23 protein-coding genes, 1 tRNA gene and 1 riboswitch are annotated in these 26,903 nt (G+C 44.2%); of the genes, 18 read left to right on the top strand and 6 right to left on the bottom strand.

The genetic code is table 11. The annotated features are described in order from the left end of the window. Window positions 1-97 precede the first annotated feature (97 nt). The 4 genes from H580_RS0107585 to H580_RS0107600 all read left to right on the top strand — a co-directional run bounded on the left by H580_RS0107585 (window position 98) and on the right by H580_RS0107600 (window position 5,377). On the top strand, window positions 98-1,675 hold the full coding sequence (locus tag H580_RS0107585) for a fumarate hydratase (protein ID WP_028594246.1): 1,578 nt from the start codon (window positions 98-100) through the stop codon (window positions 1,673-1,675). Continuing rightward, a complete protein-coding gene (locus H580_RS0107590; RefSeq protein ID WP_028594247.1) occupies window positions 1,676-2,650 on the top strand; it encodes a bile acid:sodium symporter family protein in 975 nt (324 codons plus the stop codon). It abuts the gene before it with no gap. An 84-nt stretch (window positions 2,651-2,734) separates the two neighbouring features. Further along, window positions 2,735-4,558 (top strand): two-component system histidine kinase PnpS, encoded by a 1,824-nt coding sequence (gene pnpS / locus H580_RS0107595; protein ID WP_028594248.1) that lies wholly within the window; start codon window positions 2,735-2,737, stop codon window positions 4,556-4,558. Window positions 4,559-4,654: 96 nt separating this feature from the next. Next, on the top strand, window positions 4,655-5,377 hold the full coding sequence (locus tag H580_RS0107600; RefSeq protein ID WP_028594249.1) for a response regulator transcription factor: 723 nt from the start codon (window positions 4,655-4,657) through the stop codon (window positions 5,375-5,377). A gap of 215 nt (window positions 5,378-5,592) precedes the next feature. Here H580_RS0107600 and cydS read toward each other — a convergent pair whose 3' ends face one another. The 3 genes from cydS to H580_RS0107615 are packed head-to-tail and all read right to left on the bottom strand — an operon-like array spanning window position 5,593 to window position 8,108. Further along, window positions 5,593-5,697: a cytochrome bd oxidase small subunit CydS family protein gene (gene cydS / locus H580_RS26965; RefSeq protein WP_425414117.1), complete on the bottom strand. Its 105-nt coding sequence runs from the start codon at window positions 5,695-5,697 to the stop codon at window positions 5,593-5,595. 18 nt (window positions 5,698-5,715) lie between these two features. Next, entirely contained in the window at window positions 5,716-6,744 is a 1,029-nt protein-coding gene (locus H580_RS0107610; protein WP_028594250.1) for a cytochrome d ubiquinol oxidase subunit II, read from the bottom strand. Then, complete coding sequence (locus H580_RS0107615) at window positions 6,741-8,108, bottom strand: cytochrome ubiquinol oxidase subunit I (RefSeq protein ID WP_028594251.1); 1,368 nt, start codon at window positions 8,106-8,108, stop codon at window positions 6,741-6,743. Before H580_RS0107615 ends, H580_RS0107610 begins: the two co-directional genes overlap by 4 nt. Before the next feature lie 569 nt (window positions 8,109-8,677). Here H580_RS0107615 and H580_RS0107620 point away from each other — a divergent pair. The 10 genes from H580_RS0107620 to H580_RS0107665 all read left to right on the top strand — a co-directional run bounded on the left by H580_RS0107620 (window position 8,678) and on the right by H580_RS0107665 (window position 19,131). Continuing rightward, window positions 8,678-9,613, top strand: coding sequence for a PstS family phosphate ABC transporter substrate-binding protein (locus H580_RS0107620; protein ID WP_036604884.1), 936 nt, complete (start codon window positions 8,678-8,680; stop codon window positions 9,611-9,613). A gap of 183 nt (window positions 9,614-9,796) precedes the next feature. Next, complete coding sequence (gene pstC / locus H580_RS0107625) at window positions 9,797-10,648, top strand: phosphate ABC transporter permease subunit PstC (protein WP_425414119.1); 852 nt, start codon at window positions 9,797-9,799, stop codon at window positions 10,646-10,648. Window positions 10,649-10,650: 2 nt separating this feature from the next. Continuing rightward, window positions 10,651-11,529 carry a phosphate ABC transporter permease PstA gene (gene pstA / locus H580_RS0107630; protein ID WP_028594254.1) on the top strand — a complete coding sequence of 293 codons (879 nt, stop codon included), beginning with the start codon at window positions 10,651-10,653 and terminating at the stop codon, window positions 11,527-11,529. A 122-nt stretch (window positions 11,530-11,651) separates the two neighbouring features. Then, window positions 11,652-12,380, top strand: a complete 729-nt coding sequence (gene pstB, locus H580_RS0107635; protein ID WP_425414120.1) for a phosphate ABC transporter ATP-binding protein PstB — start codon at window positions 11,652-11,654, stop codon at window positions 12,378-12,380. A 44-nt stretch (window positions 12,381-12,424) separates the two neighbouring features. Beyond that, window positions 12,425-13,084, top strand: a complete 660-nt coding sequence (phoU, locus tag H580_RS0107640) for a phosphate signaling complex protein PhoU (RefSeq protein ID WP_028594256.1) — start codon at window positions 12,425-12,427, stop codon at window positions 13,082-13,084. Window positions 13,085-13,291: 207 nt separating this feature from the next. Next, complete coding sequence (gene polA / locus H580_RS0107645; RefSeq protein WP_028594257.1) at window positions 13,292-15,958, top strand: DNA polymerase I; 2,667 nt, start codon at window positions 13,292-13,294, stop codon at window positions 15,956-15,958. 131 nt (window positions 15,959-16,089) lie between these two features. Beyond that, window positions 16,090-16,920 (top strand): DNA-formamidopyrimidine glycosylase, encoded by an 831-nt coding sequence (mutM, locus tag H580_RS0107650; protein ID WP_028594258.1) that lies wholly within the window; start codon window positions 16,090-16,092, stop codon window positions 16,918-16,920. Between the two features lie 214 nt (window positions 16,921-17,134). Then, window positions 17,135-17,893: an MntP/YtaF family protein gene (locus H580_RS0107655; RefSeq protein WP_028594259.1), complete on the top strand. Its 759-nt coding sequence runs from the start codon at window positions 17,135-17,137 to the stop codon at window positions 17,891-17,893. A 60-nt stretch (window positions 17,894-17,953) separates the two neighbouring features. After that, window positions 17,954-18,550 carry a dephospho-CoA kinase gene (gene coaE, locus H580_RS0107660; protein WP_028594260.1) on the top strand — a complete coding sequence of 199 codons (597 nt, stop codon included), beginning with the start codon at window positions 17,954-17,956 and terminating at the stop codon, window positions 18,548-18,550. Continuing rightward, window positions 18,547-19,131 (top strand): lytic transglycosylase domain-containing protein, encoded by a 585-nt coding sequence (locus H580_RS0107665; protein WP_245583518.1) that lies wholly within the window; start codon window positions 18,547-18,549, stop codon window positions 19,129-19,131. The genes coaE and H580_RS0107665 overlap by 4 nt, the downstream gene beginning before the upstream one ends. 92 nt (window positions 19,132-19,223) lie before the next feature. Here the strand turns inward: H580_RS0107665 and H580_RS0107670 are convergent, their stop codons facing one another. Beyond that, window positions 19,224-19,448 (bottom strand): alpha/beta-type small acid-soluble spore protein, encoded by a 225-nt coding sequence (locus H580_RS0107670; RefSeq protein WP_028594262.1) that lies wholly within the window; start codon window positions 19,446-19,448, stop codon window positions 19,224-19,226. Between the two features lie 115 nt (window positions 19,449-19,563). Between H580_RS0107670 and nrdR the strand changes: the two genes are divergently transcribed. Then, entirely contained in the window at window positions 19,564-20,046 is a 483-nt protein-coding gene (gene nrdR / locus H580_RS0107675) for a transcriptional regulator NrdR (RefSeq protein ID WP_028594263.1), read from the top strand. Between the two features lie 352 nt (window positions 20,047-20,398). On the opposite strand, the gene H580_RS23675 is transcribed toward nrdR, so the two are convergent. Continuing rightward, window positions 20,399-20,938 carry a hypothetical protein gene (locus H580_RS23675; RefSeq protein WP_051217326.1) on the bottom strand — a complete coding sequence of 180 codons (540 nt, stop codon included), beginning with the start codon at window positions 20,936-20,938 and terminating at the stop codon, window positions 20,399-20,401. 12 nt (window positions 20,939-20,950) lie between these two features. After that, window positions 20,951-23,371, bottom strand: coding sequence for an S-layer homology domain-containing protein (locus H580_RS0107685; protein ID WP_028594264.1), 2,421 nt, complete (start codon window positions 23,369-23,371; stop codon window positions 20,951-20,953). An 86-nt stretch (window positions 23,372-23,457) separates the two neighbouring features. Further along, a riboswitch (adenosylcobalamin (AdoCbl) riboswitch) is annotated at window positions 23,458-23,602 on the bottom strand. Window positions 23,603-23,867: 265 nt separating this feature from the next. Here H580_RS0107685 and H580_RS0107690 point away from each other — a divergent pair. From H580_RS0107690 to H580_RS0107700, 3 genes are all read left to right on the top strand, one after another. Next, a tRNA-Ala gene (locus tag H580_RS0107690) sits at window positions 23,868-23,943 on the top strand. A gap of 463 nt (window positions 23,944-24,406) precedes the next feature. Beyond that, window positions 24,407-24,562 carry a hypothetical protein gene (locus H580_RS26385; protein WP_169449355.1) on the top strand — a complete coding sequence of 52 codons (156 nt, stop codon included), beginning with the start codon at window positions 24,407-24,409 and terminating at the stop codon, window positions 24,560-24,562. Between the two features lie 238 nt (window positions 24,563-24,800). Further along, window positions 24,801-26,885 carry a LuxR family transcriptional regulator gene (locus tag H580_RS0107700; protein ID WP_028594265.1) on the top strand — a complete coding sequence of 695 codons (2,085 nt, stop codon included), beginning with the start codon at window positions 24,801-24,803 and terminating at the stop codon, window positions 26,883-26,885. The last annotated feature ends 18 nt before the right edge of the window (window positions 26,886-26,903 follow it).

Raw genomic sequence — 26,903 nt, forward strand, 5'->3', positions numbered from 1 at the left:
GATAGGTTGCCAATTAATCCTGCTGATACAAATAAATAAACAGCCTAGACCAGTCTTCAGACGGGAATGAGGGAACATAGAGAGGAGCAGTTGGAGGATGTTACAGCAGTTTGGACAGAGTGTTTATCAACTAATCGTGGAAGCGTCTTCAAACCTACCGGGAGACGTCCGCAGAGCGATCCGACAAGCGAGAGAGCGGGAAGATGCAGCTACACGTTCCGGCTTGTCCTTGAGCACCATTGCACAAAATATTGAGATGGCGGAAACCAATGTTTCTCCTATTTGCCAAGACACAGGGATGCCTACCTTTATCGTACATACCCCTGTTGGCGTTAATCAAATCGTCCTGAAGCAGGAAATTCGTGAGGCTGTTCGTCTAGCGACCAAAGATGGCAAACTTCGCACGAACTCCGTCGACTCTTTGACAGGTGCGAACAGCGGCGATAACTTAGGTCCTGGAACGCCTGTTATTCATTTTGAGCAATGGGAACAAGATGATATAGAAGTGAAGCTCATCCTTAAAGGGGGCGGCTGTGAGAATAAAAATATTCAATACAGCTTGCCGACAGAGCTAGAAGGATTGGGTAAAGCAGGGCGCGATCTTGACGGCATTCGTAAATGTATACTCCATGCTGTCTATCAGGCGCAAGGACAAGGATGCAGTGCAGGATTTATCGGAGTTGGGATCGGTGGAGACCGCACAACAGGCTACGAGCTTGCTAAGCACCAATTATTCCGTGAAGTTGAGGATCGGAACCCGATTGCTGAACTCGACCAGCTAGAGCAGTATATTATGGAAAAAGCGAATCAGCTTGGTATCGGAACGATGGGCTTTGGCGGTGAAGTGTCCTTGCTTGGATGCAAGGTCGGTGTGATGAATCGCCTGCCGGCAAGTTTCTTCGTATCTGTAGCGTACAATTGTTGGGCATATCGTCGTCAAGGTGTATTATTGGATAGTGAGACGGGTGCCTTGAAACAGTGGGTATATGAGCGCGGCACAGATGTTCCGATGAAGGATGCTGCTGAAGAAGTAGCTGCGTCTGCTACATCTGACAATAACACGTCGGTAAATACGGACACTGATGAAGAAAGTGGGCGTACCGTTGTGCTTACGACACCAATTAGTGAGGAAGATATTCGCTCGCTGCGGGTTGGTGATGTCGTTGTCATTAATGGTGAGATTCATACTGGACGCGATGCGCTGCATAAGTATTTGATGGATCATGATTGTCCTATCGATATGAACGGTGGCGTCATTTATCATTGCGGCCCTGTTATGATGAAGGACAGAGACGGTGACTGGCATGTAAAAGCAGCAGGTCCAACGACGAGTATTCGTGAGGAGCCTTATCAAGGCGATATTATTAAAAAGCTGGGCATTCGTGCAGTTATCGGAAAAGGTGGCATGGGTGCCAAAACACTTGCTGCATTAAAAGAGCATGGTGGCGTTTATATGAACGCTATCGGCGGTGCTGCCCAGTTTTATGCGCGCTGCATCAAGCAAGTAAACGGTGTTGATTTCATGGAGTTTGGTATTCCAGAAGCGATGTGGCATTTACAAGCGGAAGGCTTTACGGCAATTGTAACGATGGATTCCCATGGGAACAGCTTGCACGCTGATGTAGATAAAAATTCTTTCGAGAAATTAACTCAATTCAAGGAGAACGTATTTTAAATGGCTCGACTATCGTTAGGGATACAGATGAACGCTTGGTTTGAAACATATATGTTTATTTTGATTCCCCTCAGTCTCGTGCTGGGGGTTCTTTGTAGTCCACTGCTTATTGAACATGTTTCATTGGTGCCATGGTTGTTCGGCTTGGTTACGTTTGTAATGGGATTAGGATGCGGTTGGAAAGATATTGTAGCTGCTTTTCGTCGACCACTTTTGTTTCTTATCGTGTTTGTAATGACGCATCTCGTTGCGCCGCTAATGGCTTACGGGTTTGGAGCTGTACTATTTGGTTCAGACTCATCTTATACGATTGGGTTAGTGCTGTTTGCCGTTATTCCATTAGGGATTTCCTCTGTTCTATGGGTAGAGATGGCACGTGGAGCTGTGCCAATTATGCTTGCTTTAGTTGTTGTAGATAGTTTACTAAGTCCAATTGTCGTTCCGTTATCGTTGTCACTGTTGTATGACCAATCGATTCCGTTTGATGGATGGACGATGCTTCTCGATCTGCTTCTTATTATTGTCATGCCTACGTTGGCTGGCATTGTCGTGCATGAGTGGACACGGGGACAAGCTAAGCCTCGAATGGCGCCTGTATTGCTGCCTTTGTCCAAGCTTGCCTTCGTTGGTGTCGTATTATTAAATGCAGCAGCAATCGGACCTTTCGTCAGAACATGGGATACAGAGGCCTTTATTGTGTTCGCTGCTGTGTGCGGCTTAGTGGCAGCTTTTTATGCGCTTGGTCATGTGACAGAACGGTTATGGTCTCCCGCTTCAAGCCCGCCTCAGTATACACTTGGCTTTGCGTCCGGCATGCGAAATATATCGTTAGGATTAGTGCTAGCTTTACAGCATTTTGGAGCAGAAACGGCAGTTGCTGTCGTATTGGCCATTCTGATTCAGCAGCCGGGTGCAACGATCTATCATTGGCTTATTCGGAGGAGACAACGTGTTATTGCTGGTAATTTGAACTGAGACACGCTAGGATATATAGGTGGAACATGGTCAATATCGTATAGATAGTTGAACAACAATGAATGGAAGATGGAGCGTATACGTATGTCAAGATTTCGCAATCGATTAACGTTAACTTATGTACTTATGGTCGGATTATCAGTGCTAGTTGCGGGCATATATATGGCTTATTTTTTTAAAGAGAGCCATATTAAACAACTGGAACAGACGATGGTACAGGAAATTAAGATGCTGGATACAACCCTTGACTGGCGCTCATTTGATACGGCTGAGGAAAGAAGTGAGTATTATACGTCATGGGCAAAAGCGTTGCAGCAAGCGACTGAAACGCGAGTCACTTTCGTATTGGCCGATGGAACGGTCATAGGAGACTCCAATTATGATGTGAACTCGATGGACAATCATTTGCAGCGGGAAGAGATTCAACAGGCTGCGAATGGATATTTTGGCTCTATTATTCGATTTAGCAACACACTAAACGAAAATATGCTTTACGTGACAGGGCCGATTCAACACCCTGGCAAATTCGAAGGTTATGTACGCTTAGCTAAAGGCCTTGCAGAAGTGGAAGCGGGTGTACGGCAGTTTTTGGAGTACGTAGTCATTGGTTTAGCGGTACTCTTTTTAGCTGCTGCAATTGTCAGCTATCGAATTGCGCAAAAACTTACTCGTCCGATGGAGAATATGACACGGGTTGCTCTGCGCATTGCTAAACGAGACTATTCCGCACGGGTAGAAGCAACTGGGAAGGATGAGCTTGGACAACTGGGCTCCGCTATTAATGCAATGGCGGATAGTTTGGAAGAGCAAGTAAATGAGATTCGTGAAAATGAAAGCCGCTTGCGGAGTGTGCTTGATCATATGATGAATGGCATTGTGATGGTTGATGCAAATGGTAGAGTTGGCTTGATGAATGGTCAGGCAGAACAACTATTCGGATTGTCGTGCAAAGAATGTCTAGGGAAAAATTACACAGACATTCGGATCCCGAGTGAGCTGCAGGTCATTATTTCGGAAGTCATGATGTATCGCAACTATGTTCAGCACGAAACGACGGTGTATTATCCTGAAGAGAGGCTGCTGGATATTCACGCTGTTCCTGTCTATTATACGGATGAGGAATGGGCAGGTTTGTTATTGATGATGCAAGATTTATCGGAGCTGCGTAGACTTGAACGAATGAGAAGTGAATTTGTAGCTAATGTTTCTCATGAATTGAAGACGCCGATTGCTGCTGTTAAGGGCTTTGCAGAGACACTGTTGAACGGGGCCATTCAGGACGCGGAGACAGCGCATTCCTTTGTACAAATTATTCATGATGAGAGTGAACGCTTGAATCGATTAATTGGAGATTTATTGGAGCTGTCCAAGATTCAGTCGCGACAAGTACCGATGCAGTACTCACCGGTACATCTACCGAGTTTATTGGAACAGACCGTTCACATATTGAAGAAAAATGCAGAACGTAAAGAAATTGAGATTACGCTAGAAGTGACCGATGACTTGTTTATCGAGGCGGATGAGGATAGGCTTCGTCAAATCGTGTTGAACCTTTTATCGAATGCAATTAACTATACGCCTGAAGAAGGTAAAGTGAAGCTCTGTGCTAGGCCGATACTTGTTGATGCCTCTATCGATAGTGAGCTAGATGAGCAAATTGAGATTTCGATTACGGATACGGGCATTGGTATACCTAAAAAAGACCTCCCTCGTATTTTCGAACGTTTCTATCGGGTAGACAAGGCACGATCACGCGGCTCTGGTGGTACAGGATTAGGTCTATCTATTGTGAAGCATCTGGTGGAGTCACATCAAGGTACACTGAAAGTAGAGAGTGAAGTTGGTATTGGAAGTACCTTTACGATTGTGCTGCCAATCATTCAAGACGCCCCTGTCGATTTCGAATAATTTGGATGGGATAAGAGGTTATGCATCCACAATAGAATGTGATAGGATAGCAATATAGATGGAATGGTGATTCCTATTGGTAACATGGAGGAGAACATGTCGGAACCAAAAGTATTAGTTGTGGAAGATGAGCCAACTTTGGCTCGGCTCTTATCGTATAACTTAACCCTGGAAGGGTACAAGACAACACTTGTTGATAATGGCCGTGATGGACTTCAGATGGGCTTGAATGAACCATTCGAGCTTATTGTACTTGATATTATGCTTCCTGGTATGAATGGATTCGAAGTACTGCAGAAGCTTCGCCAAGCGAAAGTGACTACACCGATCATTATTTTGACAGCTCGCAATGCGGAAGAAGAAGTCGTACAAGGACTCAAATATGGGGCGGATGATTATATTACGAAGCCATTCGGTGTAGCTGAATTGTTGGCTCGTGTAGGTGCAGTGCTGCGCCGTACTTCCGCAGACGGAATGACACTCGAGGCAATCGATGAACCTGTTCATACAGGTATTAAGCTCGGTGAACTCCATATTTTCCCGGATAAGTATGAGGTTACGTTGATGGGAGAAGGGATATCATTGCGTCCTAAGGAGTTTGAAGTTCTACTGCATATGGCGAAACGACCTGGGACGGTTATAACCCGTGACGAGCTAATGAACCAAGTGTGGGGATTTGATTATATCGGTGGACAGCGCACAGTGGATGTTCATGTTAGCTCACTGCGGAAGAAGCTAGAGCTAAATCAGCAGTCCGTGCACATCGATGCCATTAGAGGTGTGGGGTACAAGCTAGTTGTAAGCAAGACTTCTTCGTAATCATTTGTAAATTTTTACAAAAGGCGCCGCGTGTCTGCATAAATCTATTTCATCGTTGCGGTTCAAACCTAGCGTTAACATAGGACAAGCGTGTTATAACACGTGTTATAAAAGAGGAGCATCCCTTTATCTTATATGATAGAAGGATGCTCCTTTGTTTTTATATCCATGTAGCATCTGAAGGTCATCGTGCTAGATGCTATTTTGATTATCGATTACGTATCTTCTTTCGTGCTTGCCATCGCTCCCCAAGTAAAAACAGCTACAATGGAAAGTACGACAATGATCAAGGGCAGGAAAAAAATAAGAAACACTGTCATGAAGCAGCATGCTCCCTTCTAATATTTTGGCTTGCTATGCTTGCCTTTCACATAGTTGGTGTCGAATAGGAACAATCGCAGCAGCAAGTAAAGAGACGGAATTAGGAAGAGCAGGCCCAACATAAACACGGTCACTAATGTGGCGCCCATTGTAGCGTTTGTAAAATGCTCTTCTATAGTTAAGTATGGGTATAGCAGGTAGGGTAAATGAGCCTTGCCATAACCGAACCATGCGAATCCAAATTGCAAAATGACAGCAATGAACGATAGACCGTAATGACGCCGCCGCCATACACAGTAAACGGCAACGATGAAGAAGAGAAACGACAACGCAAACATCCATCCATTTGCCACCATATTGTTATAGTGCTCGATATTATGACCCCGTATGGCATAGAAGACGAACAAGCTTGCAAGTATGGTAGGCAGCGACCAAGACAGGGCATACTTACGCACAATTTCCAGTGCCGGCTTGTCTTGTGCTCGATTGGCGTAATAGGTCAAGAACATCGCTGATATGTACAATACACTGACGAGCGCGAGAACGATAACCGCATACGGATAGACATCTGTAAATAGATTTGTGAAATGGAAGTTAACGATACCATTCTCGACAAAAATATAACCACCCTCGGAAATCGTCAGTACCGTTGATAAAGCGGCAGGGATCAGCAGTCCGCTTAATCCATACAGCAGCATAAATACTCGATTGTTACGAGAGCCATACATACTGAACGCATAGTAGGAGCCTCGAATGGCAATCAATATAATTCCGAGGCTGCCTGGGATCAGCAGTGCCGTACCGTAATAATAGGCGGAGTCAGGAAAGAAGCCTACCAGTCCGACGACAAAAAAGATAAGAAACACATTCGTTAATTCCCACATTGGGGCGAGGTAACGTTCGATAATGTTATTAATAATGTGGCGCTGCCCAGTCAATAGGCTGTAGTAGCTGAAAAAGCCAGCACCAAAATCAATAGACCCTAGAAGAAGGTAGAAGAAGAGGAAGAGCCACAGTACTGTAATACCTATTAATTCGTAACTCATCGTTTCACATCTCCTTCTTTCATTCCCCGGGCAATAAACTCTGCTTCGATCGGATTGTTTTTGAACATCTTAATTAGTACATAGATACAGGTTACGGACAATAATACATACAGCCCAGCAAACATCCACAACATTCTATCTACATAGAGTGCGGTGGTAGCTCCTTGAGAAACTTTCATATACCCCCATAGTATCCACGGTTGTCGAGCGATTTCTGAAAATATCCATCCTAATTCAATAGCTAACATCGCAGCAGGAGCTCCGAGTAAGATGGCAATCAGCAGCGCTCGATTCAACGGTTTCTTCGTTGACCCTTTTCTACGTCTTCGCCAGTGAGCAAGCACATGCCATAAGGCTACAACTGTAATGTACACGCCGAAAAATACCATGCCATCAAATAAATAGTGAGACGCACGCAAAGGTGGCCATTCATCTCTAGGGACTTCGTTCAGTCCTTTAACGACTGTGTAGGGGGAACTGCCAGCTAATATACTGAGTGCATATGGAATCTTGAAAGCATACTTGATTTCGTTGTTTTCGGTTAGGACACCGCCAACAATAAGCTCGGCTTTGTCTGAAGTTTCAAAGTGCCATTCCGCAGCTGCCAACTTTGCTGGTTGATACTCATGCAGAAACTTTCCAGATAGATCGCCTATCGCTGTTGATGCGAGCGAGAAGATAAGCGCAGCCATCATCGTTAAGCGCAGCGCTTTTTTGTGATACACATGGTTACGTCCTCTAAGCAGGGCGAATGCTGCGATTCCTGCAAGAATGAACGCAGCCGTTACATAGGCTGTGGTCAGAACATGTGCCACCTTAGTTGGCATAGCAGGGTTGAACATCGCAACAAGCGGATCGATATTTATCATTTTTCCATTGACCATATCAAAGCCTTGCGGCGTGTTCATAAATGCATTCATCGAAGTGATGAAAAAGGCGGACATCGATGCGCCAAGTACGATGGGCAGCAGCAGCAGAAAGTGCAGCATACGATTTTTGAAACGATCCCATGTGTATAGATAAATACCTAGAAATATCGCTTCGATAAAGAAGGCGAATGTTTCGAGAAACAAGGGAAGTGCTATCGCTTGTCCAGCAACCCGCATAAAGTTAGGCCATAGCAAGCTTAGTTGGAGTCCTATTGCGGTACCGGTAACCACACCTACAGCAACGGTTATTGTATAGCCGCGAGCCCAGCGACGAGCCATAAGCAAGTAATAGGTGTCATTTCGCTTGATGCCGATCCATTCAGCTAACGCAATCATAAGCGGGACTCCTACGCCGATGGTGGCGTAGACAATATGGACACCTAATGTAAGTCCCGTCAATAATCGGCTGTATAGGACAGGGTCATAACTGTGCATATATGCTCTCTCCTTTTTGATGTGTAGATATGTAAGTTGTTCAAAGCAATGCTTACTGCTTTACTGCTTTCTATTTGTAGCTCTAACTGAATCGTAGCTCTAACTTAAAAAGCGGCGGATAAATGACAGCAGCATAATTACGCCTACACTAAAGCTCAAAATGATCAACCACCGCTCCTGCTTGTTAATGCGATTCGTATGTTCGTTAGTGTTCACCATAGTCACTACTTTCGTATTTATTCCAATTCATTAGGTGGTTCATTCAAAAAAGCGGTAACTGGGTATGCTAAGACCATCCAGATGGATTTGCAATACAACCAATATCTGCATATCTGATGGAAATTATGCACTATTTTATGTGAATAGCATGTTCAAATGGTATGGAACGATAGTTGTAATGTGGATTTCACGTAAATGTTTGCAGATTTTACATTGCGTTTACAAATTAAATAATTGAAATTAACAATTGGGCGGTACACTACAAATGAGCAAGAGAGAAAATGACTAATAAACTTCATGTCCGTTGAAGGAGAGGGATTGTTTTGAACACACGCAGCAAACGCTTTGTAATGTTAACCCTGATTATGGTGCTAGCACTTGTTGTGACAGCATGCGGAGGTGCCAGCAGCTCCACAGGTGGAGAAGGCGGAAAAGAAGCATCGAGCATGACAGGTAAACTTGATATTGATGGCTCAAGCACAGTATATCCGTTGACAGAAGCAATAGCGGAAGAGTTCAACCGAGAAAACCCTGATGTACGTATCGCAGTCGGTGTATCTGGTACAGGCGGAGGATTCAAACGCTTTGCCAATGGGGAAATCCCAATTGCCAACGCTTCTCGTCACATGAAAGATAAAGAAAAAGAACTAGCAACTACAAATGGTGTAGAACCAATTGAGCTGAGTGTTGCGTACGACGGATTGTCCGTTATCGTGAGCAAGGACAACACTTGGGTAGATAAATTGACAGTGGATGAATTGAAAGCCATCTTTGAACCAGGCAGCAAAGTAAAAACGTGGGCAGATGTTCGCGCTGGCTGGCCAAATGAAAAAATTAAAATATATTCTCCAGGTGCAGACTCTGGTACATTCGATTACTTTACAGAAACGATTAACGGTGAAGCGCAAGCAAGCCGTAACGATGAGCAAGTTACATTCTCAGAAGATGACAACAACCTTGTACAGGGTGTTGCTGGTGACAAGAACGCTATCGGCTACTTCGGATTCGCTTATTTTGAAGAGAACAAAGACAAGCTGAAAGCTGTTCCGATTGATAATGGTAAAGGCGCAATTGCTCCAACGTATGAAACGGTTCAAGACGGTTCCTACGCACCTCTGTCTCGCCCATTGTTCGTTTATGTGGACAAAGGCATGCTGCAAGAAAAGCCTGAGGTAAAAGCATTTATGGAATTCTACTTGAATACGATTGGTGAATTGGCACAAGAGGTTGGCTATATTGCATTGCCACAAGCAGAAATGGATAAAGAGATAGCGAAGCTGAAATAAGCAGAAGCAGCCCTCTATATTCCACTCTTCATGTGATGGATGTTCTAGCTATAAGCTGGGGCATCCTTACATGCATATCAAGGAATCTTTCGAGAAAGGCTGGGTCTAATGAACCAACAACCACCTAAATCGTCTGCTCGTCTAGATCTTACAAAAGGCAAGACGAGTATCGCAGACAAAATCATGCCTGTATTATTATTCCTTTGTGCGTCGGTATCTGTACTAACGACGATTGGAATCGTGTATACACTGCTTAGTGAAACGATCAGCTTCTTTAGAATTGTTCCGATTCAAGAGTTCTTCGGATCTCTTAAATGGTCACCGTTGATCAATCCGAAGTCATTCGGAATTTGGCCATTGCTTAGTGGTACGATGCTCATTACCATCATCGCTATCATAGTTGCAGTACCGATTGGTTTGGCAAGTGCTATTTATCTCAGTGAATATGCCAGCAGACGTGTTCGTAAGATCGTAAAGCCGATACTTGAAGTTTTGGCTGGTGTTCCGACTATCGTTTACGGATATTTCGCGCTAACGTTCATTACGCCGATTGTTCGTTCGATCTTCCCTGACACAGGAGTGTTTAATGCATTAAGTGCAGGTATCGTCGTCGGTATTATGATTATCCCGATGATCTCCTCTTTGAGTGAAGATGCGATGTCAGCTGTTCCAGACAGCTTGCGTAACGGAGCTTACGCACTAGGAGCTACTCGCTTCGAAGTAGCAACGAAAATTGTTGTTCCTGCAGCGTTGTCCGGTATCGTTGCTTCCTTCGTGCTTGCATTCTCGCGTGCGATTGGTGAGACGATGATCGTTACCGTTGCAGCAGGCTCGACTCCGAATCTGACTGCGAATCCGTTGGAAAGCATTCAGACGATGACTGCGTACATCGTTCAAGTAAGTATGGGAGATATCCCGCACGGCTCAGTGGAATACGGCACTATCTTTGCAGTTGGTATGACGTTGTTCGTTATTACACTGGTGCTCAATATGCTTGCGCAGTACGTGTCGAAGCGGTTTAGAGAGGAGTACTAAGCATGAACAATCTATTTCAAGACGCGAATCGTCAACAAATAAGTGGACGCCGTCGCAACGATCTCATATGGCGGATCTTGTTTTTAGGTGCTACCTTGTTCGGTATTGTAGCGTTGTCCGCTCTTATTATCACGATTGTTACAGACGGGATTGCTCGATTGAACCCGGATTTGTTTACCAATTATCCATCTCGTAGGGCGTCTGCTTCTGGGATGAAATCAGCGATTGTTGGATCGCTATATATGCTTTGCTTAATGGCTCCTTTATCGTTCGTACTGGGTGTAGGAGCAGCAATATATCTTGAAGAATATGCACCGAAAAATCGCTTCACGCGATTGATTCAATTGAACATTAGTACGCTGGCAGGTGTTCCTTCCATCGTTTACGGTATTCTAGGTCTAGCTATTTTCGTGCGTACATTCGGATTGGAACGAAGCTTACTATCCGGTGCTTTGACCATGACATTGCTTGTACTGCCGATTATTATCGTAGCTTCTCAGGAAGCGATACGTGCAGTGCCGAGAGCTCGTCGTGATGCTTCGTTTGCGCTTGGTGCAACGAAGTGGCAAACGGTATCTCGCTCTGTACTTCCTTCATCAATCTCCGCAATCATGACAGGTGTCATTCTAGCCTTGTCTCGTGCGATTGGTGAAACGGCGCCGCTGATTATTATCGGAGCAGCAACGTATGTTGCCTTTTTGCCAGAGAGCTTGTTCGATACGTTTACCGTAATGCCGATTCAAATTTACAACTGGATTGCTCGCCCGCAAGAAGCGTTCCAAGACTTGGCGGCATCAGGAATTATCGTGTTAATGATTATGCTCGTTATTATGAATGTGGCAGCAATCATGCTTCGTAATAAATATCAGAAAAATATTTAACACCAACACCTGAACGGACTTTTTGAGGGAGGTATGCACGTATGTCTACAACGACAGCGGCTCCACAAGTTACAGAAACAACAAAATCAGTTGATTTCAAGACGATTATAGATATTAAAGATATGGATCTGTATTATGGTACGTATCATGCTTTGAAAAAGGTAAACCTAACAATTCCAGAGAAGGCAGTAACTGCTTTTATCGGTCCTTCTGGCTGTGGTAAGTCGACTTTGCTTCGTACGTTGAACCGTATGAATGATATGATTCCGAACACAAAAATAGAGGGGCTAGTTGATATTGCAGGAACGGACATTTACAGCAATGAAGTAGACGTAGAAACGCTTCGTAAAAAAGTAGGTATGGTGTTCCAGCAGGCTAACCCGTTTCCCAAATCGATTTACGACAATGTTGCTTATGGTCCGCGTCTGCATGGTATAAAAAACAAAGCACAGCTCGATGAAATTGTAGAGCAAAGCTTGAAGCAGGCTGCGCTATGGAATGAAGTGAAAGACTTCTTGAAGCGTTCTGCGTTCAGCTTGTCTGGTGGACAGCAGCAGCGTCTTTGTATCGCACGTGCATTGGCCGTAAATCCAGAAATTCTATTGATGGATGAAGCCACTTCAGCGCTTGACCCAATTTCAACATTGAAGATTGAAGAACTGACACAAGAGTTGAAGAATAAATATACGATCGTTATGGTTACTCACAACATGCATCAAGCTGCACGTATTTCAGATCAAACGGTATTCTTCTTGAATGGTGAAGTAGTTGAGTTCGATCAAACAGACAAGTTGTTCTCTAACCCAAGCGACAAGCGTACGGAAGACTACATCACAGGACGATTTGGTTAATAAGTATAGACATATTAGCGGCAAGCGAGAAGGGAGACTGAACAATGATACAACGTCGAGATTTTGATCTTGCATTAGGAGAGCTTAGTACTCTCTTGGAAGAAATGGGGCGTCGTGTAGAACGTGCTTTGGTAGAGTCGGTCGAGTCATTAAAAACTCAAGATGTGGCTCGAGCAAAAGAAATTATAGAAAAAGACGCTGAGTTGAACCAACTTGAGAATGATATTATGGATATCGGTTCTAAGCTTATCCTGACTCAGCAGCCAGTGGCAAAAGACTTGCGTCGTATTCTTGTTGCTTTCCGTATCGCGAGCGATCTGGAGCGTATGGGCGACTTGTCCATCGATATTGCCAAGGTAGTTGTTCGTTTGGAAGGCCAACCCTTGATTAAGGAATTGGTTGATATTCCGCGCATGGCTGAAATCGTACAAAAAATGATCGAAGATTCCATTAAAGCCTATGAACGTGAAGATGTAGATCTTGCGTATAAGATGGCTAAGGAAGATGATTTGGTTGATCAGTTGTACGGACAAATTTTACGTGACCTATATCAATATATTGTCGAGAATCCGCATAATGCGAGCCAAGTGATGCTGCTAAACTTTGTAGGCCGATATATTGAGCGTATTGCTGATCATGCGACGAACATTGGTGAGAGTGTCGTATATTTAGTTACGAACAGCCGACCTGATCTCAACAGCTAGTTGAACATGTGTATAGTGAAGAAGCCGTTCCTGAGTCATTGGGGGACGGCTTTTCTGTCTAATTCCAAATGGAATCAGGTGGTTAATATGGAAGTCATCCTTTCATACAAATTTGATGCTTCACACGTGCATGACTTATTTCCATTATAGGCGTGGGCTATGCTATCATAATAACAAGAGATGATTGTAATGAGGGGCGTTCAGGTTATGGAAAAATGGATTATTATAGATGGCAATAGCATCGCGAACCGAGCATTTTATGCGATGCCGCCTTTGACAAACTCACAGGGCATACATACGAATGCAGTTTATGGCTTTACCACGATGCTTCTTAAGCTCGTTGAAGAAGAAAAGCCAACTCATATGCTCGTAGCCTTTGATGCAGGAAAAGTAACATTCCGCCATGGTGATTATAAGGATTACAAAGGTGGTCGTGCCAAAACGCCGCCAGAGCTGTCTGAACAGTTTCCATTAATGAAAGAGCTGTTGGAAGCGATGGGAATCGCTCAGTTTGAGCTTAGCGGGTATGAAGCCGATGATATTATCGGTACGATGACGTTGGATTCGGAACAAGATAAGCAGGTGCTTGTGGTAACCGGGGACAAGGATATGCTGCAATTGGCATCAGACCAAGTTACGATCGTATTGACACGTAAAGGTGTTACAGAGATTGAGAAATATACACCTGCAGCCATCGAAGAGAAGTATCAGTTGAAGCCGCTGCAAATTATTGATATGAAGGGGCTTATGGGCGATTCTTCTGATAATATTCCTGGTGTGCCGGGCATCGGGGAGAAGACCGCATTGAAGCTGCTGCATCAATATGGCTCAGTTGAAAATGTGCTTGATCATGTAGATGAGCTAAAAGGCAAGATGAAAGAAAATATTACGAACCATGCTGAAGATGCTCGAATGAGTAAACAGCTGGCAACGATATACCGTGAAGTGCCAATTGAGCTTGAACAAGATAAGCTGAAGTTCGAAGGTATCCCTGCGGAAACAGCGCTTCCGATGCTTCGTAAGCTTGAGTTCAAGTCTGTATTGGAGCGGGTTGAGAAGCTTGCAGCTCATCAAAATGGTGATGTTGTGGCTGAAGTGGAGAAGGAGCCTGAAGTTGAACTGGATGTAGTGGTTGTTACGCCAGAACATTTAGCACGTTTGCGCGACGATATTGCTAAGGTTGATACGATTGTGCTTGAAGCAAAAGGGGACAACCCGCATCAGGCAGAAGCAATCGGGCTGATGCTTTCTTCTATAAATGCGTCTTGGTATGTGCCGATGGACATCCTTTTGCATGAAGACGCTGCATTTGTACGGGAATGGCTTGGTCATGCATCAGCAGTGAAGTACGGGTATGATTTGCACTATATGGAGCTTGTTCTTCATTGGGCGGGCATTACATTGCGTGGTAATGAGTTTGATATTCAGCTCGCTGCTTACATTCTTGATCCGAGTGACACAAATGCAACGGTTCAATCGTTAGCTAACAAATATGAGCTAATGTCGGTCGTAGAGGATGAAGCGATCTTTGGAAAAGGCGCGAAGTTTAAAGTGCCAGAAGCTTCTGTAGTAGCTAATCATACGGCGCGCAAAGCTTACGTTATTCGCCAAGTGGTGCCTTTGATGAAGGCAGATCTTGAGCGTTATGAGATGAGCAAGCTCTATGATGAGCTTGAATTGCCGTTATCTTCGATATTGGCTCAGATGGAGAAGACAGGGATTCGTGTTGATAAGGAAAGTCTAGAACAGCTTGGTAAGCAGTTTACGGAACAAATAGAGACAACGATGGTTCGTATTTATGAACTTGCAGGCACGGAGTTCAACATAGGCTCTCCGAAGCAGCTTGGCGAAATCTTATTTGATAAACTGGAACTTCCTGTCGTTAAGAAGACGAAAACAGGTTACTCCACGGATGCTGAAGTGCTGGACAAACTGGCTCCGTATCATGATATTATTCCGCTCATTCTGCATTATCGTCAAATGACGAAGCTGCAGTCTACGTATATTGAAGGCTTGTTAAAAGAGGTTAGACCAGAGACAGGACGGGTACATACGTACTATCGTCAAACGATAGCGGCGACGGGCCGATTAAGCTCGCAGTATCCGAACTTGCAAAATATTCCGATTCGACTGGAAGAGGGTCGCCGAATCCGTCAAGCATTTGTACCGACTGAGGAAGGCTGGACGATTGTTGCAGCGGACTACTCTCAGATCGAGCTGCGCGTATTGGCTCATATTTCTCGTGATGAAAAGCTCAAAGAAGCGTTCATCAATGATATGGATATTCATACGAAGACGGCTATGGATGTGTTCGGTGTTGCTGAAGCGGATGTAGATTCGAATATGCGCCGCCAAGCGAAGGCGGTTAACTTCGGTATTGTGTACGGCATTAGCGATTATGGCTTGTCACAAAACTTGAATATTACGCGCAAGGAAGCAGCTCAGTTTATCGAGCAGTATTTCGCTGTATTCCAAGGGGTACGCACATTTATGGACGATATTGTGAAGCAAGCTCGTCAAGATGGCTATGTGAAGACGCTGTTGGAGCGCCGTCGCTATTTACCTGAAATTAATGCTTCCAACTTCAACTTGCGTTCCTTTGCAGAGCGTACTGCGATGAACACACCGATCCAAGGTACAGCGGCAGATATTATTAAGCTTGCGATGGTTCACATGGATAAACGCATGCGTGAGATGCAATTGAAGAGCCGTATGCTGCTGCAGGTGCACGATGAGCTTGTGTTTGAAGTGCCGCAGGATGAAGTGGAAACGATGAAGAAGCTTGTGCCGGAGGTTATGGAGCAAGCGATTGAGCTGAGTGTCCCTCTGCGTGCGGATGTGAGCACAGGTTCTAACTGGTACGAGGCGAAGTAAAGGATTTACATTTGATTAGGATGTTCGAGGTTTGGGGGCAGGGCTGTAGTAGCGCTGCTCTCAAACTACTGGACAAGTTCAATGAGCATATAGATGAATTTTCGAAGAATTCAGACATCGAGGTGATAGGCATGCCGGAATTGCCGGAGGTTGAAACGGTAAAACGCACGTTAAATGAATTAGTAACAGGAAAGCGGATCGAACGAGTTACCGTCTCGCTGCCTCGAATCATTCAACGTCCACAGGAGTATGAACAGTTCGGTGACGCTTTAGTCGGTCATACGATTCAGCATATTGATAGACGAGGGAAGTTCCTCATTTTTCGTCTAGATGGACTCGTGCTCGTGTCCCATTTGCGCATGGAAGGACGATATGGAGTATATCGCTCTGAAGAGACTGTAGAGAAGCATACGCATGTTATTTTCCATTTCGAAGATGGCACGGAACTGCGCTATAAGGATGTGCGTCAATTCGGAACGATGCATTTATTCCAAGCAGGTGATGAAGAGGTAATGGCTCCGCTGCATAAGTTAGGAATTGAGCCAATGGACTCTTCCTTCACAGCAGATGTCTTGTACGAATCGCTGCGCAAGCGTCGCAGCGCGATTAAGCCCGTGCTGCTGAATCAGCACATAGTTGTGGGACTAGGCAATATTTATGTAGATGAGGCGTTATTTACAGCACGAATACATCCGCTCCAATCCGCGGACAGTCTTACACGTGAACAAGTGGAGCGCCTTCATGATGCTATCGTTACGACTTTGAAAGAAGCGATTGATGCAGGTGGTTCTTCCATTAAGTCTTATGTAAATGGACAAGGGGAAATGGGCATGTTCCAACAGATGCTGAAAGTATACGGTCAGCAGGGACAAGCTTGTACAAACTGTGGTACGATGATTGAGAAAAGTGTTGTTGGTGGCAGAGGAACGCATACTTGTCGAGTGTGCCAACCTCAGTATTGAATCACCGACATTTGATGATAATTGATTTTCACGGTTGAATTGATGACTATGACTTAATGACTTGGTAGAAACAACGATACGTTCGAGTACTGGAATGAACGAGAAGAGATGAGCAACGATAACTATGCACCCCTCGTGATGTGCGCCCATATGATGGGATACGTAACAAGGATCGGTGAAGGACATTTCCTTCATTGTGCGAGGAGGGGGCACGGTGGTTATTTTTATGTCGTCTGTTTTTATTTTGGCGTTTGCTTTGAGTCTGGACAGTTTCGGGGTAGGCATAACCTATGGGCTTCGAAAAGTACGAATAGGATGGCTGCCAGTCGCCATCATTGCGGGCTGTTCGGGATTGATGTTATATGTATCGATGCAAATAGGTACGCTAATTATGCAGATATTCTCGGCAGATGTATCTCGTTGGACCGGTGCGCTGTTGTTGATTGGGATTGGCTGTGGGGTGTTGGTTCAATTTTTCCGAACCTCTTCAGATGATGATGAGGCTGTGGCACTGGCTCCGACGAACGACATGGCACATATTGCGGATCCTTCAGATAGAGCTGTCACTTCTGCTGTTGCACATGTAGATATTATACCTGATAACACTATTCATGCACCAGCGCCGACGCCAGCTACACTGTTTCGGCTACAGTTGAAGCGATTCGGGATTATTATTCATATTTTGCGAAGTCCAGCGGCAGCGGATATGGATCGTTCAGGAACGATTAGCCCTTCAGAGGCAGCTTGGCTCGGAGCGGCACTGTCGCTAGATGCATTCGGAGCGGGAATCGGTGCGGCAATGCTTGGCTACCCATCATTATGGACATCTTTGTTCATTGCTTTGTTTGGTGGCATTTTTCTTAAACTTGGCATTCATGTCGGTGCAGCATTTGCTCGTACAGAATGGATTCGCAAGCTTACCTTTTTACCTGGTTTATTGTTAATTATGATGGGAATTATGAAATTAATGTAACGTGATAGGTTTGAAAGAGGAAGTAATCGTGTAATCGTCGAGTGAATGGAGGTGATTCGATTGAACATAGGTCTTACGGGTGGAATCGCATCTGGCAAAAGCACCGTGTCTCAATTATTTGTACAGTATGGCGCACGGTTGGTAGATGCCGATCGAATTGCCAGGGAGGTTGTTCTTCCTGGCAGTGCTGTATTGGAGCAAATCGCTGAACGGTTCGGTTCTGAAATGCTGCTGCCAGATGGTACGTTAGATCGTAAGCGATTGGGAGAAGTTGTTTTTCAAGATCCAGTCGAACGCCGCGCGCTCGAACAGATTACACATCCAGCAATCCGCAAACAGATGATGGATCAGATGAAGCAGTACGAATTAGAAGATCCAAAGAGGCTCGTCGTTGTAGATGTGCCGCTCTTGTATGAGTCGGGATTGGACGAGCTGTTCGAAGAAGTTGTGGTTGTGTATGTACCAGCTTCTGTACAATTGGAGCGTCTTAAAAAGCGAGATCAGCTCACTGAAGAAGAGGCGTATACACGCATTCGTGCACAAATGAGTTTAGAAGAGAAGCGGGAACGGGCGGACTGGATTATTCACAATGATAAAGACCGTACGGAGACTGAGCGTCAAGTTCGTTTGTTTTTGCAGGAGAAAGGGCTATTATGAAAAAAATAATGGGACTCTTTCGGAAAAAGAGAGTCATACTTCTTGTGTTTATCGGATTTTTATTTATTCTCTTTTTCCAATCAAATTGGTTGGGGGAGTGGATGTATCCCATTCCTTATAAGGATGAGATTACAAAGCATGCGAAGGAGCAGCAGATTGATCCGCTGTTAGTTGCGGCTATCATTCGGGCAGAAACGAATTACCAAGTCGGGAAGAAGTCACATAAAGGTGCTTTAGGGATTATGCAGCTCATGCCCGATACAGCGAATTGGCTTATGGAGAAGAAGTCTGGACGAGATCAGAAATGGTCATTGGATCAGCTTCATTTGGAAGCAGAGCCAAGTATTGAGCTTGGTACTTATTATTTAAATTCTTTAATTAAGCAGTATCATAATAATATACCTGCTGCTGTTGCAGCTTATAATGCTGGACCAGGTAATGTGAACAAATGGTTGAAGCAGGGAACATGGGATGGGCGATTGGAAACCGCTAAGGAACAAATTCCATTTCCAGAGACACGCAACTATGTAACGAAAGTATTTCATTACTATACGAAATACAAAAAGGTGTATGGAGCTTAATGCCTTGAAAAGGGACTTGCTGTTGTTGAATTGCTTGAAAGTAAGAAGAAGCATCGAAAGTGCGCGTGCGCACCTTCGACGCTTCATTACCATTAGTGGTATTGACCTGCAAGAGACTGCTCGGCAATCGTTACAAGACGTTTTGTGATGTAACCACCGATGGAGCCTGTGTCACGAGTTGCTACGTGTCCGTAGTATCCATCTTGCGGAATCGCGATACCAAGTTCTTGTGCAATTTCAAATTTCAATTGCTCAAGTGCGCCTGCTGCTTGAGGAACAACTAAGCTGTTGCTGGAACGGTTGTTGCTTTGGCTCATATCTATTCACCTCCTTGCGGTTGGTAATTGTATTGTGTGCAAAGTTACGAATATCATTACAGGTAACCATTGGGAGTTTATTACTTTTTACAGTAGGACAGGAGGGAACAGAAAAATGAGATGTCCATATTGTGATCATAACGGCACGAAAGTGCTTGATTCACGCCCTGCGAATGATAATAGGTCGATTCGTCGTAGACGGGAATGTGAGCTGTGCAGCCGCCGATTTACGACGTTTGAGATGGTTGAAGAGACGCCGCTCATCGTTATTAAGAAAGAAGGCAGTCGTGAAGAGTTTAGTCGTGAGAAGCTTTTGCGCGGATTGATTCGTGCCTGTGAGAAGCGCCCCGTTCCATTGGAGCGCCTTGAAGCTATCGTATCTGAAGTTGAGAAGCAGCTTCGCACGACCGCACATGCTGAAGTCGAGAGCCGTGACATCGGTGAGCTAGTCATGGAACAACTGTATCCTGTTGATGAAGTCGCATATGTGCGCTTCGCTTCGGTATATCGTCAGTTCAAAGACATTGATATGTTTATGAAGGAGCTGACAACGTTGTTGTCTAAGCATCCACTTGGGGATATGAATGGAAATTCCTAATCATACATGGATAAGGGATGTAGAAACAGTCTTGTAGCAAAGGCGTTATTGCCGCTATGGGGCTGTTTTTTTATTGGAAGAGAGCAGCGCCGATGTGTGGTAAGTACATGTAAAAAGTAGTGTGGAAGCTCATTTTGCAGTTAGTGCTGTGTGTATTCCTTTGAAATCAAGCATAAAGAAAAGACCGTTTCAGATTCAGCCAACTTGCTGAGGAAACGGTCTTTCATGTTTATTTAGCTAATCACGCTAATTCTACGCATGAGCTGTGCAAGATTACGCGTTCATTGTTCTATTCTTAGTTCGAATGAAAAGTGATAACGATCCGCACACTAAGCTTGAAAATTTTTAGTCGTTACAACTTTACTTTGTGTACAGCTCTTAATAATATCGGAGCTAACATACCCATAAAGGCAGCGTTGCCTACTGCGTGGAACGTATCGAACAATAGTCCAGCTTGGTAATACAGCCAGAAAGCTTGTGGACCAGCAACCCAAACAGGGCTAGAAACGATAAAGCCGTACAAATAGCCAGTTAGTGCTGCACAGCCTACGAGTACATAAATGGGCAATTTTTTATATACAGGCTTCAAGAAGCTAGCTGCTATTGCAACCGAACCCCAAGCACATATTTGCCACATCGTCCATGGGCCATGTCCAAGTGCAATATTTGAGCCTAAGGCAGTCGCAACCGCTACAGCTATACCGTAGCGCATGCCAAGCGTGATAGAGGCGATCATAATGATTGCTGTTGAAGGTTGAATGTTCGGCATATGAAATTGATTCGTTAAAATTCTGCCGAAAATACTGAGTGCAGATAAGCTAATCGCAATGCAAATATCTCGCATAAGCGGGGAAGCGACTATTCGTTGGAGCCCAGTGCTTACTGCTTGCATCGTCCTGCCTCCTTATTTCTTTGATGAGTATTCATCATATAGTTTAACGGCAATTACAGCGGCCATCTCTCTCGTTACCGCTTGCTTCGGTTGGAACTGGCCGTTTGTGCCTTTCATCAATTTCTGTTCTTCTACAGCAGCAATGTAGCTTGCAGAAGGATGGTTGCTGGGTACATCTTTGAAGGTGGATGCTTGTTCTGCCTTTAGCTTAAATGCTTTGGTTACAATAATAGCGACTTGCTCTCTTGTAAGCGGCTCATTTGGCTTAAAGCTGCCGTCTGGGAAGCCGCCGATGATGCCAGCTTCTTTTGCTTTAACTATATATTTATAGTGCCAGTCGCCTGGTTTTACGTCTTTATATTCCGTTTTGCTTGTTACGCTAACTTCTTTATATAAGAGCTTAGTCACGATCGTAAGGAACTCTGCTCTTGTAATGGACTTTTTAGGGTTGAATGTTACGGTTCCTGCTTTGTCTTTTGCTCCTTCAAGGATGCTGAGTTGTTTTGCACGAGCGACAGCTTCCTTTGCCCATGCAGATATTTGATCCCGATCGCTATATTTAGAAAGATGCTCAGCAATAGCATCGGCAGTAAGGTTAGCACCTGCGTTTGCTCCGTTTCCTTTATTGCCAGTTGTGGAACTGCTCCCGCTACTGCCATTTCCGTTGGTGTTCCCTTTGCTGTTGTCCTTGCCGGCTGATTCATTACCTGCTGTTCCAGAACCAGGAGCTGTGGGATTGCCGGTATTTGGTTGACCGACAGAACCACCCCCATTCGAACTGCCGCTGCCATTGTTCGCAGGAGGTGTTCCGTTGTATTTCCAAACTACTACGTCGTTTTGCTTTAGTACATAAACACCTGCAGAGTAGTCAGGCGTAACACCATTTACTGTATATGTCCAACCGCTCATTGGGCCATTTTTTCTTTCGCATAATCCAACGACACAAGACACGTATAAAGTATCATCTGAACCTTTAGCTGTAATATTACCTGCTCCAGCGACTCCGACAAGTGCATCATAGGCTGTCATATTTGTTCGATAGTTCTGTTGGTTGTTCATTGGCAAGGAAGGATGTGGAACTTCCGTTATGACGCTTACTTGAATTTTCTGAGTGTCAGGAACAGTGACGCCGCTACCATTGCCAGGAGGAGGCGTTACGGGCTTTTGTCCCACGACATAGTTCCATTTAACAACATCACCGGCTTTGAGCGTAGCTTGATCAACAGCAACCGGTGGGAACTCACCATTAACCGTATATGTCCAACCGCTGCTTGATCCGTTAGCACCAGCTTGCAAGCCTTTAATACCAGCTACATATTTCATTCCATCAAAAGATTTATATGTAATATTTTCCGTTCCAACCAGCTTGATCAAAGCTGTGTCTACCGTATCTCCCTCTTTAAGCGTTAACGTTCCGTTAAGCGGGAATCCATCCCATGTTTTATCGGATGTGATGCTAACAGGCACATTAAAAGTAGCTTGTTGTGGAGGCTTTGGCTGTTCAGGTGTTGGATTGTATCTGGCCTTTAAGTCGTAGAAAAAGCTGTTGTTCTTTCCATCAATGTATCTTTGATACGAAAGATAGGCAAACATAACGTCCTTTGTTGACATTGAATTGCCATTAGCCTGTGTTTTCTTCCATTTGTATAATCCATTCGGACCAAGGTAGCTATACAGATTATCGACTGCATTTTTACCATCTTGATTGTAAAATGCAGTCGTTGCATCTCTCCCTGTCGAAGCAAGACCGATAACAGCCATTGCAGCACTATTACTGTTGTCTAGGGCCTTGTTTCGAAAAAATTTATCTCCGCCATAAACGGCATCAGATACAGCTGGTTGGTCCATGTATGGCGCTAGACCGGCCATAATGATTCCTGTCATATCTGGATTTGGTTCTGAACCAATTAAAGACCAGCCGCCTTTATCGAGTTTGATTTGAAGTAGTTTGTCTACTAGAAATTGCCGAGTGATCGTTGCATTGTCTGGCAGTTTATATTTGCCAGAATCGAATGCGATAAGCATATAGATGTAGTCGTTCGTCAGTTCTAAATATTGTTTATCTAAGTATGCTGCTTTTTCGATAAGGTTAATTCCATCTACATTGGTAATATCAACGCCAGCAGCAGTAAGACCGATAATCGCCTTAGCAATATCTGTACCTTTATCATAATTACCTTGCACCGAAATAACGCCTGCTTTTGCTTTCTGAATGTAGCTGTCAGGAATTTGGCGGCCGATAATGTTATCTGCAACTGCAGACCAATCATCATATTTTGTTGCAGTGGCATAAGCAGGCACCACCCGTTGTATTTCTGTCTTTAAATCAAAGCCCGCAGCAGCAGTTGCAACCTGCTGTACGGGAATTGCTCCTAGTGCTGTGCTGATAAATAAGGCTACAGCAAGGAGCAGGGAAAACATGTTCTTCTTCATTCTGACTCTCTTCCTCTCCATGAAAATAAAATAGCCCCTGCAATAAGGCAGGGGCGGTCCATCATCATACAAAAAGAAGCATGATGATGTAACCCGACTTTTGCCTCGAAAGTCCAGGTTAAATGATAGAGGTAAGCGACCGACCTGACTTAAGGCATATGCCTATCACAGTGGCGGGACCGCGCTGGATTCACACCAGCTTCCGTCTCTTACGTCAATTATTTAACTAATCGTTCATGCACCATCAGCTCTATAAGTTTCCTTATTAAACCAGCGCTTTTAGCATTATATAACATGGAATGAAATGGTGTAAATAAATTTGATAGATCGAGATATTAAGAGAGAGTGGAAGATATATTTAGGAAATGGAGGATTCTAGGATTTGGAACTGTTTATTGGGATTAAAAGTAGGGTAATACTTGCGGCTGAACATATGCGTATGCTATATTATTAAAGCGGATTCAAAATATAGGGAATCCATGATTGAGTTGAATAAGGGGCCATAGCTCAGCTGGGAGAGCGCTTCGCTGGCAGCGAAGAGGTCAGGGGTTCGATCCCCCTTGGTTCCACCAATAACTAATACAAACGGCCAAGATGCCGTTTTTTTTCATTGGCACACATGTTTCTGAATTTAAATTGAATAATTGTGATTACCATGATATTACACTGTTTCATTTCTTTCATTATTTCGTAGCCACTAATGATAAGAAGCTCATAGTCTTGCTAGTTAAATGAACTATCAACTGTTCTAGCCTTAAATTCTTGATCAAGCTCTTAATTCTTTGCAGCGCTGTCCAAACTCTGATCGACATCTACAGCAATGAACCTCATGAAGATATCCAACACGCTTATCTCTTTTTCTTGTACTTAGCATCGAGGAAGAGCCGCTCAATAAAAAGTCCTTTTACAAACATTTTTACTGCGTTATAATACAACCACCAGATAAATTTACCAACACGAAAATGGAAAATTGTAATGAAAATAAAATGTATTGACGTTCACCGCTTACCACAAATAGATATCGGAGGTATGGTCATGGTCAATCGCAATAGAAAGAAGATTTTAACAGCGCTCAGCGCAGCTTTAGTTGTCATTACACTGGTAACAGGCGGGATAGTTGCTGACCAAGGTAATACAACGGTAGAGGCATCGAAGACAAAAGGGGATAAAAAGGTTGAAGTTATTAAATAAAATATAGGCGAGACCTTCCTCTTCGGAATCAGTAAACTCAAATAGTGGTTTTGACTAAAGATGAAGTAATCTTATGAAGTAGACAGGACAGTGTGAAAATACATGGTAAATAATCCCTAGCGCGGTTTAACCCAGCTGGGGATTTTTCATTATGCAGCTCGTCAGTCATTATACTCATGAGATGCGTACTGGAAGTAGCTATCATATCTATAGACCACTTTGTAAAAGGGGGTACCTTATGAGGGAAGCTGAGAGATTGGAACAAATGGAGAGTCGAATGCTTGTAGGGCGGGATCGTGAGCTTAAGTCCTTTGCCACTATATTAGGTGACGAAACCTTCTCTCATAAAATCATTAATGTATACGGTACGGCAGGGATCGGAAAAAGCTTTCTGCTTGATGAGCTGCAACGACAGGCACGAATGGCCGATGCGTGCTGTATAACCATTGATTGCGAGCATTTGGTTAAGACACCTGAAGCTTTTTGTAGAGCTATTTTGCAAGTACTTGATCGCTCCGCTGCGAGTGCAAGCTCTACCTCTACCTTTGCAGATATCGCAGAACTATGCATTCGATCGCTTAATGGGGTATCGTCTGCGCGTACCGTCCTTTTTATCGATGTGTATGAACAGCTGGCAGTTATGGATCAATGGCTTCGCGATTATTTTCTAAAGCAGCTTAACAATAATGTTCTTATTGTTATCGCGGGCAGGCATGTGCTGTCTGAGCCATGGTTTATATCTCCCGTTTGGAGACAGTTTATTTACCGGATGCCTTTAAGCGAGATTGACTATCCGTCGGTGGAACGGTATGCAGGGTACAACTCTATTATCGATTACGAACAAATACAAAAAATATGGCAGCACTCTAAAGGCCATCCTTTAACGATGTCGTTGATTACCTACATTAGTCAACAAGTGGATATAAACGAAACAAATACACCCCTTGAAGACTATGGGACTTTACCGTACATCGTCAATCAATGGTTGCGAGAAGTTCCTGAAGAAAGCCAACGTAATTTAGTTGAAACCGCAGCTCTTCTCCGGATTTTTAATCAGGAAAGTCTCTCTGTCGTCATAAGTCGCGAGATTACCTTATCTGAATTTCACCAGCTAATCCGTTTTTCGTTTGTACGTAAAGTGAACAATGGATGGACGGTGCATGCTCTTATGAGGGAGTTGATTAACCGAGAGCTTTTATCGAGAGCTCCTCGTCTGTTTGAGGATAGGCGAACTCGCGTTTTACTCTATTATTACAACAAACTTCTTCATGCTCCTAATCCACTTTCGGCAGAACAAGAAACGACCGAATTGTTGTATTCTTTCGGAGATGCTGCTCTCCGTGCCTTCATCCATTGGTTTGACTTATCTCCTTGTCGATTCGAGCCAATTGGGAGTGTCGATAAGCATGAAATTGAGACTTACATGCAACAACGACATCGTGAGGCCAAAGATATTAAAATTGAGTTAAACGATCCACATACGAACCAACGCTTCGACATCAGCTTAACGTCGGAGGAAAGCTGCTATACGCTACGTCATTTGAATATAGACGCGTTATTGGAGCTTGGAAGCGATGTATTCTGGACAATGAAGGATACGTCAGGGGCTATTATCGGTCTGGCCGTTATTATTCCTATCAATCAAAGAACGCTGACTTATTTGCAGCAAAGTTCGCGCTCCGCGGCTTATTTCAATTCTCTTTCACCCGAACAAATGCAAGAAATGGAAGTGCTAGATCCAGCTCGTTCGGGTTGGTTTATTGAAACGATCGATACGCTTGATTTTGAAGATCCTATGCAGCAAGCGGCTATTGGTCATTTGCTGCTTGCAATGATGCTGACGGGTGAACTTATTGTAGAATCGCCGGCTCCGTTTCCATACTTTATTATGGCCCACGATAGTTTGGGCTTCGAACGGGTGCAGGGCGCCACTCATTACGGTTATGATGGCATTACTCCAACACCGACGTTCGTATTTAACCGGAAGGGCGAGCAATTTATTCAACATATTCATCAGCTACTGAACCAGACGGATCTCGGGCGTAAGCTTCTGTCGCTGAAAGCAGTGGAAGAGTCTACTTTGAATCCTGCTTTGTCATTGGTCGATCCCATTCTTGTGCATCCCGATCTAACTCCACGCGAGAAAGACGTAGCTAAACTTCTGGAAAAAGGACTTACTAATGCTGAGATTGCTTCTACATTATTTGTGAGTGAAATTACAGTGAAGAAGCATATGACATCGATGTTCGGTAAATTGAATGTAAATAATCGGACCCAACTGCTCAAAAAACTTTTGGAGCCTTCCGTCAAACACAACAGCTAAAAGATCCGACATCCTTCG

It is taken from the genome of Paenibacillus assamensis DSM 18201 (assembly GCF_000422445.1).
In the GTDB taxonomy this organism is placed as follows: Bacteria; Bacillota; Bacilli; order Paenibacillales; family Paenibacillaceae; genus Paenibacillus_B; species Paenibacillus_B assamensis.

Excerpts from the sequence above, each read along its gene's own strand:
- pstC (WP_425414119.1), top strand. The coding sequence starts at position 9,797 with ATGCCTGTATTATTATTCCTTTGTGCGTCGGTATCTGTACTAACGACG.
- nrdR (WP_028594263.1), top strand. The coding sequence starts at position 19,564 with ATGAGATGTCCATATTGTGATCATAACGGCACGAAAGTGCTTGATTCA.
- H580_RS23675 (WP_051217326.1), bottom strand. The coding sequence starts at position 20,938 with ATGCAAGCAGTAAGCACTGGGCTCCAACGAATAGTCGCTTCCCCGCTT.
- H580_RS0107615 (WP_028594251.1), bottom strand. The coding sequence starts at position 8,108 with ATGCACAGTTATGACCCTGTCCTATACAGCCGATTATTGACGGGACTT.
- pstB (WP_425414120.1), top strand. The coding sequence starts at position 11,652 with ATGGATCTGTATTATGGTACGTATCATGCTTTGAAAAAGGTAAACCTA.
- H580_RS0107620 (WP_036604884.1), top strand. The coding sequence starts at position 8,678 with ATGTTAACCCTGATTATGGTGCTAGCACTTGTTGTGACAGCATGCGGA.
- H580_RS0107670 (WP_028594262.1), bottom strand. The coding sequence starts at position 19,448 with ATGAGCCAAAGCAACAACCGTTCCAGCAACAGCTTAGTTGTTCCTCAA.
- pnpS (WP_028594248.1), top strand. The coding sequence starts at position 2,735 with ATGTCAAGATTTCGCAATCGATTAACGTTAACTTATGTACTTATGGTC.
- pstA (WP_028594254.1), top strand. The coding sequence starts at position 10,651 with ATGAACAATCTATTTCAAGACGCGAATCGTCAACAAATAAGTGGACGC.
- H580_RS0107590 (WP_028594247.1), top strand. The coding sequence starts at position 1,676 with ATGGCTCGACTATCGTTAGGGATACAGATGAACGCTTGGTTTGAAACA.
- mutM (WP_028594258.1), top strand. The coding sequence starts at position 16,090 with ATGCCGGAATTGCCGGAGGTTGAAACGGTAAAACGCACGTTAAATGAA.
- H580_RS0107685 (WP_028594264.1), bottom strand. The coding sequence starts at position 23,371 with ATGAAGAAGAACATGTTTTCCCTGCTCCTTGCTGTAGCCTTATTTATC.
- H580_RS0107585 (WP_028594246.1), top strand. The coding sequence starts at position 98 with ATGTTACAGCAGTTTGGACAGAGTGTTTATCAACTAATCGTGGAAGCG.
- H580_RS26385 (WP_169449355.1), top strand. The coding sequence starts at position 24,407 with ATGGTCAATCGCAATAGAAAGAAGATTTTAACAGCGCTCAGCGCAGCT.
- H580_RS0107600 (WP_028594249.1), top strand. The coding sequence starts at position 4,655 with ATGTCGGAACCAAAAGTATTAGTTGTGGAAGATGAGCCAACTTTGGCT.
- H580_RS0107700 (WP_028594265.1), top strand. The coding sequence starts at position 24,801 with ATGAGGGAAGCTGAGAGATTGGAACAAATGGAGAGTCGAATGCTTGTA.
- H580_RS0107665 (WP_245583518.1), top strand. The coding sequence starts at position 18,547 with ATGAAAAAAATAATGGGACTCTTTCGGAAAAAGAGAGTCATACTTCTT.
- polA (WP_028594257.1), top strand. The coding sequence starts at position 13,292 with ATGGAAAAATGGATTATTATAGATGGCAATAGCATCGCGAACCGAGCA.
- H580_RS0107610 (WP_028594250.1), bottom strand. The coding sequence starts at position 6,744 with ATGAGTTACGAATTAATAGGTATTACAGTACTGTGGCTCTTCCTCTTC.
- cydS (WP_425414117.1), bottom strand. The coding sequence starts at position 5,697 with ATGACAGTGTTTCTTATTTTTTTCCTGCCCTTGATCATTGTCGTACTT.
- phoU (WP_028594256.1), top strand. The coding sequence starts at position 12,425 with ATGATACAACGTCGAGATTTTGATCTTGCATTAGGAGAGCTTAGTACT.